This window comes from Pseudohaliea sp. (assembly GCF_054552115.1).
Map to the genome: position 1 here is coordinate 26,654 of NZ_JBTOLW010000003.1, position 14,013 is coordinate 40,666.

Consider the following 14,013-nt stretch of genomic DNA (forward strand, 5'->3'; position numbering starts at 1 on the left):
GTCAGTCCCCGCCCTGCCCCTTCTTGCGAACGTACAGAACCAGGGAATGGTCAACGAGCTCGTAGCCGCGCGCCTCGGCGATCTGCTGCTGCCGCTCCTCGATGACCTCATCGTGGAACTCGATCACCTCGTTCGTATCGACGCAGACCATGTGGTCATGGTGCTCGCCCTTGGCCAGCTCGAATACCGAGTGACCGGTCTCGAAGTTGTGCCGGGTCACGAGCCCGGCTGACTCGAACTGGGTCAACACCCGGTACACCGTCGCCAGGCCGACATCATCACCGGCATCGAGCAGGGCCCGATACACGTCCTCGGCGCTCATGTGCTGCGAGCGCTCTTCTGCGGCATCGAGAATCTGCAGGATTTTCACGCGCGGCAGCGTGACTTTCAGGCCGGCGTTGCGCAGCTCCTGGTTTTCTTGAGCCATGATCGGGGGTTCTCTGGTCTGACGCGTGCCGGTATGATGCCACCCTTGATTTCCGAGGGAAAGCACCGCCCCATGCGCGTCCTCATCGCCACCCTGCTCCTGCTCGCCGTCACCGCCTGTGGCTTCGTCGGCTTCCCCGGCGTCTACAAGATCAATATCGAGCAGGGCAATATCATCACCCAGGACATCATCGACCAGCTCGAGCGCGGCATGAGCCGTCGCCAGGTTCGCTTCATCCTCGGCACGCCCCTTGTGGAGGACACCTTCGACCAGGACCGCTGGGACTACCCCTACGAAATCAAGCTCGGCGACGAGATCATCCGCAAAGCCATGGTCACGGTCTACTTCGACGGCGACCGGCTGGTCGACGTGAAAGGGGATTACCTCCCGGCCTGGGCAGCGGACACCGCAGAGGCAGAAACGGCCGAAGAAGCCAGCTAGGGCTCGCCGCCCTCATCACCGCCCTCGTCGGCACGACGGGCCTTCGCTTTCTCCGCCCGTGCCTTGCGCGCGGCTTTCGGGTCGGCCTTGAGGGGCCGGTAGATCTCCACCCGGTCCCCGGGATTCAGCGCCTGCTGCGGAGGAACGGCCTGCCCGAAGATGCCGAGACTCGTTCCGGCATCGATCACGAGCCCCGGGAACTCCTGTTCGATGCCCGACTGCTGCGCAGCTTCAAGGGCCGTGGTGCCGGCGGTTACCTCCAGGGGGACGATCAGCTGCCGTTCCGGCAACGCGTAGGCCACCTCCACGGGAATCAGCTCGCCTTCGCTCATCCGTACACCTGCCTGGCGCGGCGCACGACCGCGTCCACGAGATTGCTGGTCACCCGGTCGAAGAGCCGGCCGGCGGCGGCCCCGACAAGGGTCGAACGCATGGCGAAGTCGAGCTCCAGGGTTACCTTGCAGGCGGCATCACCGAGCGCCTGGAAGTGCCAACGGCCGGCGAAACGCTCGAAGGGCCCTTCCTTCAACTCGAGGACGATGCTCTCCGGTGCGAGCAGCCGGTTGCGGGTGGTGAAGCTCTGGGCGATGCCGCCGCGGGCCAGGTCCAGGCGCGCCTCCATGCTGGCGTCATCCCGGTGCAGTACCCGGGCCCCCACGCAGCCTTCCATGTACTGCGGGTAGGCCTCGACGTCGTTGACGAGGTCGAACAGCTGGCGCTGCGAATAGGGCAGCAGTGCGCTTCGGTTGATGGCGGGCATGCAGCGATCCATGTCGTCGGGGCGCCGGTCAGCCCCCCGACGCGGCGAGCCAGAACCATACGACAAGCAGCACCAGCGGGGCAACAAAGCGCAGCTGCAGCAGCCAGGCCTGGAAGAAGTGATCCGATTCCCGGTACAGCTCCCGGCGCAGAAGCGCCGGGTCCATGCACCAGCCGACAAAGGTCGCCACGGCGAGCGCACCCACGGGTATCAGCCACGCCGTGGTTGCCTGTTCGAGCAGGGGCAGGAAGCCTGCAAACGGTGAGCCGGGCGCAAGCGAGAAAGCAACGGCGAGGGCCAGCAGCCAGGCGACGAGGCCCACCGCGAGCGCGCTCTGCCAGCGCCGCCAGCGCAGGCGCTGGCAGAGCGTCGCCACGGCCGGCTCGAGCAGCGCAACCGCTGTCCCCAGCGCGGCGAGGGCGACGAGCAGGAAGAACAGCATGCCGTAGGCGTCGCCTTCGCGCAGATTGCCGAAGGCATAGGGCAGGCTGACAAAGAGCAGTGCCGGCCCCATGTCGGGCGCGATGTTGTTGGCGAAGATGACCGGGAAAATGGCGACGCCGGCGGCGAGCGCCGCAGCGCTGTCGAATACCGCCACGGCAAGGACGGAACGGCCCAGGGGCTGGCGCTCCGGGGCGTAGCCACCGTAGCTGATGCCCACGGCAAGTCCAGCGCCGAGAGTAAACAGTGCCTGGCCGAAGGCGACGAACAGGACGTCATCGCGGAAGTCCAGTGGCTGGGTGGAAAAGAGAAAGGCCTGCGCCGCCGCCAGGTCACCGTGGGCGAGGGCAAAGTCGATGAGAAGCCAGAACAACGCCATGATCGACGGCACCACCAGCCAGGCCAGGGCCCCGAGACCACGGCGCACCCCCGCCGCGGACACGGCAACCGCCGTGGCGAGGAACAGGGACTGCCAGGCCAGCATGCGCCAGGGGGCCGCGAGCAGGCCCTCGAGGAATGCGCTGACGTCCCGGGGACTGGCCGCGGCAAAGGTCCCCCGTGCCAGGTGCCAGGCGAAGGTGAGCGACCATCCACCCACCACGGCCCCATAGCCCAGTACACCCAGGGCCGTGGCCGCCGCGAGCAGTCCCCAGGCGCCCCAGCCCGCACCGAGCCGCGCGCGCCGGGCCGCGGCGGACCAGGCCATGGGCGGCGCCGCCCGGCCGAGGCTGCCGATGGCGACCTCGGCAATCACCACAGGCACCGCTACCAGCAGCAGGGTGGCCAGGTAGGCGACAAGAAACGGCGTGCCACCGTGGCTGCCGAGCAGGTAGGCAAAACGCCAGAGGTTGCCGAGGCCGACGGCGGCCCCAGCCAGCGCAAAGACGAAGGTCGAGCGCGAGCGCCAGGCACCTGGAGGATTCGGGGACTGCACGGTTGCGGAGGAACTCCTTGTTCACATGGCCGGTAGCATCGCGCCCTCTCAGCCTGCCGCCCGGGTCTGCCGGTGAAAAGAGCAACATTCACGTTTCCCCACCGGGGGCGCTCCGTATAATGCCGCCCCATGGCAAAAAAGAAACGTAAAACGCCCGATAACGTCATTGTCCAGAACAAGCGCGCACGCTTCGACTACGAGCTTCTCGAAACCTTCGAGGCGGGGATCGCCCTCGAGGGCTGGGAAGTGAAGGCCCTTCGCGCGGGCAAGGGGCAGCTCACCGATTCCTACGTCCTGATGAAGGACGGCGAAGCCTTCCTTCTGGGTTCCCAGATCACGCCGCTGGAGACCACCTCGACGCACACGGCGGCGGATCCGTCCCGGACCCGCAAGCTGCTGCTGCACAGGAAGGAGCTGGCGAAGATCCTCGCCGCTACGGCGCAGAAGGGGCAGACCTGCGTCTGTACCCAGCTCTACTGGAAGAAGCACCTGGTCAAGGCGCGTATCGCGCTGGCCCGCGGCAAGCAGACCCACGACAAGCGCGACACCACGAAGGAGCGCGACTGGAACCGGCAGAAGCAGCGCATTCTGCGCGACGCCGTCAAGCAATAACTGGAAGCCGGAGCGGCGCAGCCTCAGGCCGCGCTGCGCAGGGCGCCGCGGCCGGCACGGACGAGCCGGCCGGGCCAGGCCCCCGTGAGCTGATCGTCGGCGACCACCGTTTCCCCGGCCACGATAATCGCCCGGTACCCGGCAGCTTCCTGCAAGAGGCGCTGTCCACCCGCCGGGAGGTCCTGGACCATGCGCGGCGCGAACAGGCGCAGGCGCTGATAATCGATCACATTGATATTGGCCTTGAGACCCGGCCGAAGCCGGCCGCGGTCGTTGAGTCCCGCGTAATCCGCGATATCCGCCGTGAGCCGGCGCACGGCGTCGGCCAACGGCAGCCTCGCCCCCCGCTTGCGGTCCCGGGTCCAGTAGCTGAGCAGGTAGGTGGGGAAGCTGGAGTCGCAGATCGTGCCCACGTGCGCCCCGCCGTCCGACAGGCCCATGATCGACAGCGGGTGCTGCATCATCCTGTGCAGGTTGTCGAAGTTCATCTCCGTGTAGTTGTAGATCGGGAAGTACAGGAGCGCCCGGCCCTCGTCCTCGAGGAGCAGGTCGTAGATCATCTCGAGGGCGGGGATGCCACGCTCCTCGGCCATGTGCAGCACGGAGGTCTCGGCAGTCTGCTCGTAGTCCGGGTTGTCGCCCAGGAGGAAGGTCTTGCCGGCGACGTAGTCGATGGCGGCCATGAGCGCATCGACGATCGGGGGCACCGGCGTGCCGTCGCCCGCAAGCTTTTCGCTGTTTTCCGCCAGCAACTGGCGCTTGAAGGCCGGATCTCGCATGCGCTCGACGCGCTCCGCCAGCGGCAGGCCGCTGATGGCCTTGTAGCTCGGGAAGCCGATGAACGGGTGGAAGGTGCACTGCAGCCCGGTAAGCACGCCGATGCCCCGCGGCGCCACCTGCAGGCGGATATCCAGGCCGTTCGCACGGGCCCTTTCGGCGCGCTCGATGATCCGCAGCCACTGGTCCGGCGCGAAGTCCCGCTGCATCAGCGACAGGGAAAAAGGCCGCCCCCCCGCACCACGGGCAAAGGTCTCGAGGATGTCGAACTCGCGGTCGAAGGCATCGCCCTCGCGCTCGAGGTCAAAGTCATTGACCGCCTGCAGTACGCCGTGGTCGAGGCCCTGGAACGCAGCCGCGATGCCGGCGAGTTCCTCCGCGGTCGCCTCGGAAGACGGCGTCCACTCCCCGTCCGCGCTGCGGTGCACATCGGAGCGCCCGGTAGAGAAACCGATGGCACCGGCCTCCAGCGCCTCGCGGGTGAGCCGGCGCATCTCCGCGATATCTTCCGGCGTCGCCGGCTCGTTGTAGACGGCCCGCTCGCCCATGACGTAGACGCGCAGCGGGTCGTGAGTGACCTGCACCGCGAAATCGATGGCGTGCGGCTTTCGCTCCAGGGCATCGAGGTAGTCGGGCAGGCTCTCCCAGTCCCAGCTCATGCCCTCGGTCAGGGCGATGCCGGGAATATCCTCCACCCCTTCCATGAGGCGCACGAGCCTGTCCCGGTCCCCGCGGCGCACCGGCGCGAAGCCGACGCCGCAGCTGCCCATGACCACGGTGCTGACGCCGTGGTTGACACTCGGGCGCAGCTCCGGGTCCCAGGAGACCTGCCCGTCGTAGTGCGTATGGAGGTCGATGAAACCCGGCGTAACGATATGGCCGCTCGCATCCAGCGTCTCCCGGGCCTCGCCGGGGCAATCGCCGACACCGACAATGACGCCGTCGCGCACAGCCACGTCGGCCCGGCGCGGCTCTCCGCCGTCACCGTCGTAGACCGTGCCGCCGGTGATCTTCAGATCGTAGACCATGTTCCCGCTCCCGGACCGTTATTGTTATGACGGACCCGAGTGTAGGGTCGGAGGCCGCCAGCGTCCAGCCGGCGGCCTCAGCGCAGGGTCTTTCAGAAGTTGTAGCGAAGCTGGCCGATGATTTCCCGGGGCGTGCCCGGAAAATGACCGGTGCGTTCGATAAAACCACTCACCGCATAGGTCTCGTCGAGCAGGTTGCGGATGTTCAGCTGGAAGGTGACGCGCTGCCAGCTAGTCGTCCAGCTGGCGTCGAATACCGTGTAGGGCTTCACGCGCTGTCCGCTGAAGCTGAACTGCTCGCTGACGTAATCGGCGCCGAGGGCAAGCGCGGAGTTGATCGCGGGGAAGGCGTAACGCGCCCAGATGCCGAACTGATGTTCAGGGGCGTTAACAAAGCGCTGACCATCACCAAAGGTGTTACCGATGCGGTCGTTCTCGACGCCTTCCACCACCCGCGTATCGTTATAGGCGTAGTTGGCGGTCATGGTGAGTCGCTCCGTCAGGTCTCCCACGAGCGTGAGTTCCACGCCCTCACTTTCCACTTCCCCGAGATTCAGGAGCGCGGGCTCGCCATCATCAGGACCGACATCCGCGGGGTTCGCCTGTGCCACATCCTGCTTGGTGATCTGGTAGAGCGCCGCCGTGGTCATGATGGCCCCGCCCGCCCACTCCTGCTTCCAGCCCAGCTCGTGCTGAACTCCCCGCTCCGGGTCGAGGACAGCACCCTCTGAAGCAACGAACTCCTGGCTTCGAAGCGAGGTCGGGTTGAAACTCTCGGAGTAGTTGTAATAAAGGGTTGTGTCAGCCAGCGGCTGGTAGATGAGGCCGGCTCGCGGCGCGACGTTGTCGTCGGAGAACTCGAACCCGCTGGCCTTGTCCCGATCACTGAAGTCGTCGTAGCGCAGCCCAAGCAGGAGATGCCAGCGCTCGCTGAAGGACAGGTAATCCTGCACATAGAAACCGTAGCGCTCCGTTTCGGCGCCATCGGTGTTGAGGTCCGTCAGCCGGTAGTTGCCGGGGTCCGTTTCGCCGTAGTTGGGGTTGAACACGTTGAGGTCGCGAACGTTGTCGGCCTCATAGCGGGCACGCAGGTAGTCGTACTCCGTAGCCACGTCGAACCAGTCGCCGCCGAACAGGAACTGGTGCTCCAGGCCGCCGGTGGTAAATTGCCAGGTGAAATCCGTGGTCAGGCTGACCTCCTCGTTGGCACGGAACTGATCGCGGAACTCACGGCGGATGACACCATCGGCGACATTGGCGACGCCATCGCCATTCGCATCCACCCAACCGCGGGGCTCGTGGTATTGCTGGCCACGCTCGTTATCGAGGTAGCGCAAGGTGCTTCGGACCGAAAATCCGCTGCCGAAATCGTGCTCCAGGATGGCCTGGTAGACTTGTGCCTCGAGGTCCTGGAAATCGCTCGCCTCGTTGGTATTGAACTCTCGACTGACAATGAAATCGCCGCTATCGTCCGCAAGCACCCCGCGCAGCCGGTTGCCGCCGAGATCCTGGTCGATGTAGTCCATCATGGCCGTGAGGCGCGTGTCCGGGGTCAGCTCGAACAGAAGGCCGGCGTTCACCTGCAGGTTGGCTGCGTCAGCGTTATTGCGGAAGCTGTCCTGCGCTTCATAGAACGCGGCCACCCGATAGGCAACCCGCTCGCTAAGCCCGCCACGGGAATCCAGGGCAGCCCCCATGAGAGAGAAGTTGCCCCCGGTCACCATCACTTCATGGTCCTCGTCGAAGGTCGGTTTCTTGGTGACATAGTTGATCATGCCGCCCGGCTCGCCGCCCCCATAAAGCGCTGCCGACGGACCCTTGAGCACCTCGACACGCTCGATGTTGTAGATCTGCGGCACACTGAACCCGGAAAAGGGGTCCCCGCGCACACCGTCATAAAAGACGTTGCTGTCATCGCGGAAGCCGCGGAAAGTCACGCCGGAATAGGAAAATTCGCTGACCCCGGCGATGGAGCGGTAGAGGTCCGTGATGTCCCGCGCCGCCTGGTCGATGATGAGCTGCTCGGGCAGCACCTGGGCCGACTGCGGCAGGTCCATGACGTCGAGATCGAGCTTCGAGCCCACCGAAGTGCGCTTTTCCAGGTAGAAGGCCTGCGCCCGCCCTGTCACCAGCACCTCTTCCAGCACCGGCTCCTGGGCGACGGCGCCCAGGCTGGCGAGAAGCGCACACGCCCCGCCGAGTTTTCCAACCGTTTTGTTCACCTCAGGACCTCCGGCCTTACTGTTGCGAATGAGTATGACTATCATTTACAATCCGCGCAACAGAAAAGTGAACTGTTTGCCGCCACGCAGAGTAAGGCCTTCTGTAGCGCGCGAGGTGCGTGCTATCGCAGCCAAAGCCACTGAGGAGAACGCCATGGCAGCCGTCGAATCGGCCACGGTGACCTGGGTCCATCACTGGAACGATCGCCTGTTCAGTTTCGCAACGGAGCGCAACCCCGCCTTCCGCTTCGAGAACGGGCACTTCACCATGGTCGGCATCGAGGTGGATAACAAGCCCGCCCTGCGGGCCTACAGCATCGCCAGCGCGAACTACGAGGATCACCTGGAGTTCCTCAGCATCAAGGTGCCCGACGGGCTGCTCACCTCGCGGCTGCAGCACATCCAGGCCGGCGATACGGTACTGCTGGGCAAGAAACCCGTAGGCTCGCTGGTGCTCACCGACCTGCACCCGGGGCGCAACCTCTATCTCTTCGCCACCGGCACGGGGCTCGCCCCCTTCATGGCCATCGTCCGCGACCCGGATGCCTACGCCCGCTACGATCACGTGGTCCTCGTGCACGGCGTGCGCCAGGTCAGCGACCTCGCCTACCGCGACTACCTCACGAAAGACCTGCCCGAGCACCCCTACCTGGGCGAAGTGGTCCGGGAGAAGTTCCGCTACTACCCGACGGTGACCCGCGAACCCTTCGAGCACCAGGGCCGGATCACCGACCTCGTCGCCAGCGGCCGGCTCACCGCGGACCTGGGCCTGCCCGCGCTCGACCCGGCCAGCGACCGGGCCATGATCTGCGGCAGCATCGCCATGCTGGAAGACCTGTCAAGGCTGCTGGATGAACGCGGCTTCTCCGTCTCCCCCAGCCAGGGCACGGCCGGCGATTACGTCATCGAACGGGCCTTCGTCGGCTAGCCTGGAGCCTTGCCGCCGGCGCTGCCCCGGCGGCAGCGCCGGCGTCAGACCACTGCCTCGAAGGTTTCCAGCTCCGGGTGGGCGAGGTAGGTGCCTTTTGGCGCGCTGGTCTGCGCATGGGCCTTGCGGAAATAATCCGACTCGGTCCAGGCCTCGAAGTCTTCCCGCGTTTCCCAGATCGTGTGCGAGGCATAGAGCACGTGGTCGTCTTTCTCCGGGCCCTTGAGCAGGGCGAAGGTGCGAAAGCCGGGGACCTGAGACAGATAGGAGTCGCGCTGGCGCCAGATCTCCTCGAAGGCCTCCTCGAAGCCGCGGGCGATACGAAAGCGGTTCATGGCGATAAACATGGTGGGTTCCTCCTCGTTGAGTGGGTTGAGCACATAAGAAATCAGGCGATGACGACCAGGCGATCGAGCGCCGCGTGGTGCTCGACGTGTACCGGGGTGCCGTAGACAGCGCTCAGCCGGCCTGCCGTCATCACCGAGTCCGGCGCACCGGCAGCGATCACCTGTCCGCCGTCCAGCAGCACGATGCGATCGGCATAGCGCGCGGCGAGATCGAGGTCGTGGAGGACGGCCAGCACGCCCAGGCCGTGGCCGGCGAGTCCCCGCAGGTCTTCGAGCAGGGCGAGACCGTGAGCGACGTCGAGGTTTGCATTCGGCTCATCGAGCAGCAGCCAGCGCGGCGTCCGGTCCCCGGGCGGCCGCCAGAGCTGGAGCCAGCCGCGGGCGAACTGGGCCCGCTGCTGCTCACCGCTCGATAGAGAATGGAAGGCGCGCTCTGCGAGAGGGCCCAGTTCGCAGGCCTCGAGCACTTCCTCCAGCGCACGCGCCGGTGCCGCATGGCCGAAGCGATCGCCGTGCACCCAGCCCATGGCGACGACGTCGCTGACCGTGAAGTCGAAGGCCAGGGCCGGCGGGGGGCCGACGACGGCACGCAGCCCGGCGCGCTCCGCCAGCGAGAGCTCGTGGAGCGGCTGGCCGCCGAGCGTGACAACGCCCTCATCGGCACGCAGGTCGCCGGCGAGCAGCGACAGCAGGGTGGACTTGCCGGCGCCGTTGGGGCCGACGACCACCACCAGCTCCCCGGGCTCGACGGCAACGGAAACGGACGCGAGCAGGGTCGCCGCTCCGCGGCAGACGCTGACATTCCGGGCGGCCAGGTTCATCGGCGCAACCTCAGGACCAGCCAGAGAAAGAACGGAGCGCCGATGGCGCTGGTGATCAGGCCCACGGGCATCTCCGCGGGCACCACGAGCGTGCGCGCGCCGAGGTCCGCGGTGATCGCCAGGGTCGCCCCGAGCAGCGCGGACGCCGGCAGCACGTAGCGGTGATGCACGCCGCCGAGCAGGCGGGCGATATGCGGCACCACCAGGCCGACGAAGCCGATGATCCCCGCCACCGCCACGCCGGCGCCGACCGCGACGGCGACGCCGAAGACGAGGCGCCGCTTCAGCGCCACCACGCAGACACCCAGCCGCGCCGCCTCCAGCTCGCCGAGCTGCAGCAGGTCGAGGCGCCGCGCCGTGGGCAGCAGCCAGGCCGTGGCCGCGGCAATGAGCACCATCGCTGGCAGCGCCGTCTCCCACTGCGTGCCGCCAAAGCTACCCAGGCTCCAGAAGGTCAGGGAGCGCAGCTCGCCGTCGTTGGCGAGCCAGGTGAACAGACCGATGCCGACGCCCGCGAGCGCGTTCACCGCGATACCCACCAGGAGCAGCGTCGTCACGCCGCCGTGCCCCTGGCGGCTGGCAAAGGCATAGAGCGCGCCGGTAACGGCAACTGCACCGACGATGGCGGCAGCGGGCAGACTGTAGGGGCTCAGCGCCTCCGGCAGCGCAAGCGCTTCGCCGAAGACGATCATGGCGATGGCGCCGAGCGCCGCGCCGGAGGAGACGCCGATCAGCTGCGGCTCGGCCAGCGGGTTGCGGAAGAGGCCCTGCAGGCAGGCCCCGGCGAGCGCCAGGGCGGCACCCACGGCACCAGCCAGCGCCACCCGGGGCAGACGCAGCTCCGTGAAGACCATGCGCTGCAGCGGGGTGACGCCCGACCGATCGACAACCAGCTCCAGGAGCGGCACGGGAACGGCACCGATGCTCACGGCCGCGGCGGCAGCCACCAGCAGGAGCCCGGTCAGGGCCAGGAGCCGGGGCTGCGGCAGCGACAGCAGGGGCAGCGCCAGCCCTTGCCGCCGCTGCAGGGACAGGTCACTCATGACCCGCTCCTGAGCCGTTCGCGGAGCGCCGCCGCCGTCGCCACGGTCCTCGGGCCGAAGCCGAGCATGGCCATCCCGTCCATGGCAATCACACGACGCGCGCTGGCCGCGGGCGTCAGGCGCAGGGCCGGGTGAGCGAGGAGCGCCTCCAGGCCGCCGGCATCGGCGATGCCGCGCTCAGGGACAACGATGAAGGCCGGTGCTGCCCGGGCCAGCGCCTCCTCGGACACCGGCTTCCAGCCCTCGAAACCCTCGAGGGCATTGCGCGCACCGGCCATGGCGAGAAGCCCGCTGCCGGAGGTGTCGCGGCCCGCCGCGACCGGCGAGCCGCCGCGCAGCCCGAGGAGCACGATGCCCCGGGGCGCATCGGGCGGTACCGGCGCGGTTTGAGCGCCGGCCAGGGTCTCTGCCACCAGCGCTTCGCCGGCCGCCTCACGCCCGACAACGGCCGCGACGCAGCGGATCTTCGCAGCGATGCCGCCTGCATCAAAGCGCTCCGGGACAACGAGCATGTCCAGGCCCAGGAGCTCGAGCTGGTCGACCACCGCCGGCGGGCCCATGTCGTGCTCGCCGAGCACCAGCGTGGGCTGCAGCGACAGCAGCCCCTCGGCGGAGAGGTTGCGCACGTAGCCGATCTGAGGCAGCTGCCGCGCGGCTGCCGGGAAGGTGGCGGTGCGGTCGACCGCGACAATGCGCTCCTCCTCGCCAAGCGCATAGAGGATCTCCGCCAGGGAGCCGCCGGCGACAGCGATGCGGCGCGCATCCGGTGCCGGCTCGCCGCATTCCAGGGCAGCCGCGCCCGCAGCCAGCAACCAGCCGGCAACCGCTGCCAGGCCCCGCCGCAAGGGCAGTCGATACGAACGCATCACCAGTCCGCCCGCAGGGTCACGCCAATGTTCCGGCCCGGCCGGGTGAAACGATCCGGGTTATCGCCCTCTTCCGCGATGCCCGCAGTATCCGCCCAGCGCAGGTAGGTCTCGTCAAACAGGTTGAAGACGCCGATATCGAGCTGGAGATTGTCGAGAAGGTCGACATGGGCGAGCAGATCGAGAACCTGGTAGCTGTCCGATGCCAGCCGGGGACCATCGATGTCGCCCGGGTCCTTGTCGGCGGCGTAGGTCCAGACCAGCTCCGCATCCCAGCGCGCCTGCGGTGGCGCCCAGCGCAAGCCGACGACCGCGTTGAACGGATCCACCGTGTTCACCGGTACGCCGTTATCGTCTTCGCCCTCGGCCCAGGCCGCGGCTGTCTCCAGCGAGAAGGCGGAAAGGCCCGGGGCAAGGGCACCGAGGCTGAAGCGGCCGCGGAACTCGAGGCCCTGGATCTCGACGGCGCCGCGATTCACCGACTGGAAAGTCAGCAGACCGTCGCGGGGGTCGATGCCCCCCGTGGCCAGGAAGGCCGGAGCAATGGCATTGGCCTCGATGAAATTGTCGTAGTCCGTACGGAAAGCGGCGAACTGCGCCTGCCCCCAGGCGCCGTTCAGCCTGAGGCCCAGTTCCATACCTTCGCTGGTCTCGCTCTCGAGGCTGGGCGCGGCGATGGACTTGTAACCGCCCAGGAAGTTGGAGAAGCCCACGTTGACATCATCGTAGGGCGGTGCGCGGAAGCCCTCGCTGTAGCGTGCCCAGGCCGATACCGCGTCCGTGAAGCGGTAGAGCGCGCCGAGCTTGAGCGTGAGGTCCGAATCGTCGTAGTCCTCCGGCGGGGCGACGCCCGGATTGCCGGCAAAGTAGAGTTCATCGGCGGAAACATCCGCGCTGTAGTCGTCGTAGCGCAGGCCCGGCGTTACCCGCAGGCGGCCATCCAGCATCACGACCTCATCCTGCAGGAAGAAGGCCCGGTTCTCGACCACCGTGCTGGGGAAATCCCGTGTCGGCAGGGGGTTGAATTCGAACTGGGGCGCGCCGGTGGCAACGTCGAAGGTCCCGCCGTCGCGGATGTTCTCATTGTCGGTGCGGTACCAGTCGATCCCCGCCGTGAGCGTGTGCTCCGCGCCGCCGAAGGACAGGGAGCGCGTGCCTTGGGCGAACAGCCCCTGGATCTCCTGCTCGAAGGTCGAGAAGCGCTGCCGCGTCTGCGCGACAAAACCTGGCGCGGTGCGCTCCTCGAAGGTGGCCTGGAAGGTATCAGAGGTCTGCTGATACAGCGTGACCCGGGCCGAATCCACCAGGCCACCGGCGTTGTCGTAGCGGTACTCCAGGCTGTAGCGCTCACGCTCGCGCTCATCGCTGGACACGCGCGTGTCTGTCACCGTGCCGCGTACCACGGTACCGAAATCTGACAGTAGGGTCGTAGCGACCGTGCTCTCGAAGCGCTCGAGGCCGAGGATCAGTTCATGGCCCTCGGCGGGCATGAACGCCAGCTTGGTGCCCAGGGTTTCCGTATCGATGGCCTGCGGGTCCGCTTCGCTGCGCCCGGGGCCGTTACCGCCGATGCTGCCGCCGGTCTCGGTCTCGTCACCGGTGCGGTAGGTGTAGTTGATGAGAGCCGCGAAGCGGTCGCCGCCATAGGCGCCGGTCACCGCGCCGATGTAGCTGTTGTCCTCGCTCGAGTAGCCGGTCTTGAGCCCCAGGTAGGCGGGATCGCCATCGGCCAGGTACTCCCTCGGCGAGCGGGTGGTGATGGCAACCACGCCGCCGAGCGCGTCACTGCCGTAGAGCGTCGAGACCGGGCCCCGGGCGATCTCTACCCGGGACACCGTATCGACATCGACGAAATCCCGCCGCGCCGACAGGAAGGGGCCGAAGGAGAACTCCTCGGGCATGCGGATACCGTCGACCATGGTGAGGACCCGGTTGCCGCCGACGCCCCTGATCGTGAAACCCTCGAGACCGAAACGGCTGCCGGTACCGCCGACGCTGACCCCGGGTTCGTAGCGCACCAGGTCCTGGATGTCGCGCACTACCTGCCGCTCGATGTCCTCGCGGCCGTACACGGAAATCGTGGCCTCCACTTCATCAAGGGTGCGCTCCGTGCGCGTGCCGACAACCGTGACTGTTTCGATGGCGGGCAGCCCCTGCCGCCCTCCCTGACCGGGGTCGGGTGATGCGCATACACCCGTAAAGGGCAACAGGACGACGCCGAGGCAGGACCAGGGACGGCGGGGCAGGGGAACCGGGTGGGGCACGGGAAACCTCCGTTCTCATATGCAAATACGAATTAGACGCATTTGATTAAAGATTACACTTTCCCGGCTGTCAAGTGGCCCGCGCCGCCCGACGCACTTTCC

Annotated in this window: 14 protein-coding genes; 3 read left to right on the plus strand and 11 right to left on the minus strand. The window is 67.2% G+C overall.

Annotated elements, in window-relative coordinates:
• Position 1 precedes the first annotated feature (1 nt).
• Entirely contained in the window at positions 2-427 is a 426-nt protein-coding gene (gene fur, locus ACX93N_RS02545) for a ferric iron uptake transcriptional regulator (protein WP_459426817.1), read from the minus strand.
• 72 nt (positions 428-499) lie between these two features.
• Between fur and ACX93N_RS02550 the strand changes: the two genes are divergently transcribed.
• On the plus strand, positions 500-868 hold the full coding sequence (locus ACX93N_RS02550) for an outer membrane protein assembly factor BamE (protein WP_459426818.1): 369 nt from the start codon (positions 500-502) through the stop codon (positions 866-868).
• Here the strand turns inward: ACX93N_RS02550 and ACX93N_RS02555 are convergent.
• Genes ACX93N_RS02555 through ACX93N_RS02565 form a run of 3 tightly spaced genes read right to left on the minus strand, consistent with a single transcriptional unit; the run spans position 865 to position 3,003 of the window.
• Complete coding sequence (locus ACX93N_RS02555) at positions 865-1,200, minus strand: RnfH family protein (protein WP_459426819.1); 336 nt, start codon at positions 1,198-1,200, stop codon at positions 865-867. The genes ACX93N_RS02550 and ACX93N_RS02555 overlap by 4 nt on opposite strands.
• Complete coding sequence (locus ACX93N_RS02560) at positions 1,197-1,628, minus strand: type II toxin-antitoxin system RatA family toxin (protein ID WP_459426820.1); 432 nt, start codon at positions 1,626-1,628, stop codon at positions 1,197-1,199. Before ACX93N_RS02560 ends, ACX93N_RS02555 begins: the two co-directional genes overlap by 4 nt.
• 28 nt (positions 1,629-1,656) lie before the next feature.
• On the minus strand, positions 1,657-3,003 hold the full coding sequence (locus ACX93N_RS02565; protein ID WP_459426821.1) for a sodium-dependent transporter: 1,347 nt from the start codon (positions 3,001-3,003) through the stop codon (positions 1,657-1,659).
• A gap of 129 nt (positions 3,004-3,132) precedes the next feature.
• Between ACX93N_RS02565 and smpB the strand changes: the two genes are divergently transcribed.
• A complete protein-coding gene (gene smpB / locus ACX93N_RS02570) occupies positions 3,133-3,615 on the plus strand; it encodes an SsrA-binding protein SmpB (RefSeq protein WP_459426822.1) in 483 nt (160 codons plus the stop codon).
• A gap of 23 nt (positions 3,616-3,638) precedes the next feature.
• Here the strand turns inward: smpB and ACX93N_RS02575 are convergent, their stop codons facing one another.
• Positions 3,639-5,420, minus strand: coding sequence for an N-acyl-D-amino-acid deacylase family protein (locus ACX93N_RS02575; protein WP_459426823.1), 1,782 nt, complete (start codon positions 5,418-5,420; stop codon positions 3,639-3,641).
• A 92-nt stretch (positions 5,421-5,512) separates the two neighbouring features.
• Positions 5,513-7,642: a TonB-dependent siderophore receptor gene (locus ACX93N_RS02580; RefSeq protein WP_459426824.1), complete on the minus strand. Its 2,130-nt coding sequence runs from the start codon at positions 7,640-7,642 to the stop codon at positions 5,513-5,515.
• Positions 7,643-7,796: 154 nt separating this feature from the next.
• Between ACX93N_RS02580 and ACX93N_RS02585 the strand changes: the two genes are divergently transcribed.
• Positions 7,797-8,570, plus strand: coding sequence for a ferredoxin--NADP reductase (locus ACX93N_RS02585; protein ID WP_459426825.1), 774 nt, complete (start codon positions 7,797-7,799; stop codon positions 8,568-8,570).
• A gap of 44 nt (positions 8,571-8,614) precedes the next feature.
• Here the strand turns inward: ACX93N_RS02585 and ACX93N_RS02590 are convergent, their stop codons facing one another.
• The 5 genes from ACX93N_RS02590 to ACX93N_RS02610 are packed head-to-tail and all read right to left on the minus strand — an operon-like array spanning position 8,615 to position 13,911.
• On the minus strand, positions 8,615-8,917 hold the full coding sequence (locus ACX93N_RS02590; protein ID WP_459426826.1) for an antibiotic biosynthesis monooxygenase family protein: 303 nt from the start codon (positions 8,915-8,917) through the stop codon (positions 8,615-8,617).
• Between the two features lie 41 nt (positions 8,918-8,958).
• Positions 8,959-9,738, minus strand: coding sequence for a heme ABC transporter ATP-binding protein (locus ACX93N_RS02595; protein WP_459426827.1), 780 nt, complete (start codon positions 9,736-9,738; stop codon positions 8,959-8,961).
• Positions 9,735-10,781, minus strand: a complete 1,047-nt coding sequence (locus tag ACX93N_RS02600; protein ID WP_459426828.1) for a FecCD family ABC transporter permease — start codon at positions 10,779-10,781, stop codon at positions 9,735-9,737. Before ACX93N_RS02600 ends, ACX93N_RS02595 begins: the two co-directional genes overlap by 4 nt.
• Positions 10,778-11,647 (minus strand): heme/hemin ABC transporter substrate-binding protein, encoded by an 870-nt coding sequence (locus tag ACX93N_RS02605; RefSeq protein WP_459426829.1) that lies wholly within the window; start codon positions 11,645-11,647, stop codon positions 10,778-10,780. The genes ACX93N_RS02600 and ACX93N_RS02605 overlap by 4 nt, the downstream gene beginning before the upstream one ends.
• On the minus strand, positions 11,647-13,911 hold the full coding sequence (locus tag ACX93N_RS02610; protein ID WP_459426830.1) for a TonB-dependent hemoglobin/transferrin/lactoferrin family receptor: 2,265 nt from the start codon (positions 13,909-13,911) through the stop codon (positions 11,647-11,649). Before ACX93N_RS02610 ends, ACX93N_RS02605 begins: the two co-directional genes overlap by 1 nt.
• Between the last annotated feature and the right edge of the window lie 102 nt (positions 13,912-14,013).

Coding starts and splice junctions, on each gene's coding strand:
- ACX93N_RS02560 (WP_459426820.1), bottom strand. CDS start 1,628: ATGCCCGCCATCAACCGAAGCGCACTGCTGCCCTATTCGCAGCGCCAG.
- ACX93N_RS02590 (WP_459426826.1), bottom strand. CDS start 8,917: ATGTTTATCGCCATGAACCGCTTTCGTATCGCCCGCGGCTTCGAGGAG.
- fur (WP_459426817.1), bottom strand. CDS start 427: ATGGCTCAAGAAAACCAGGAGCTGCGCAACGCCGGCCTGAAAGTCACG.
- ACX93N_RS02550 (WP_459426818.1), top strand. CDS start 500: ATGCGCGTCCTCATCGCCACCCTGCTCCTGCTCGCCGTCACCGCCTGT.
- ACX93N_RS02600 (WP_459426828.1), bottom strand. CDS start 10,781: ATGAGTGACCTGTCCCTGCAGCGGCGGCAAGGGCTGGCGCTGCCCCTG.
- smpB (WP_459426822.1), top strand. CDS start 3,133: ATGGCAAAAAAGAAACGTAAAACGCCCGATAACGTCATTGTCCAGAAC.
- ACX93N_RS02605 (WP_459426829.1), bottom strand. CDS start 11,647: ATGCGTTCGTATCGACTGCCCTTGCGGCGGGGCCTGGCAGCGGTTGCC.
- ACX93N_RS02585 (WP_459426825.1), top strand. CDS start 7,797: ATGGCAGCCGTCGAATCGGCCACGGTGACCTGGGTCCATCACTGGAAC.
- ACX93N_RS02575 (WP_459426823.1), bottom strand. CDS start 5,420: ATGGTCTACGATCTGAAGATCACCGGCGGCACGGTCTACGACGGTGAC.
- ACX93N_RS02595 (WP_459426827.1), bottom strand. CDS start 9,738: ATGAACCTGGCCGCCCGGAATGTCAGCGTCTGCCGCGGAGCGGCGACC.
- ACX93N_RS02555 (WP_459426819.1), bottom strand. CDS start 1,200: ATGAGCGAAGGCGAGCTGATTCCCGTGGAGGTGGCCTACGCGTTGCCG.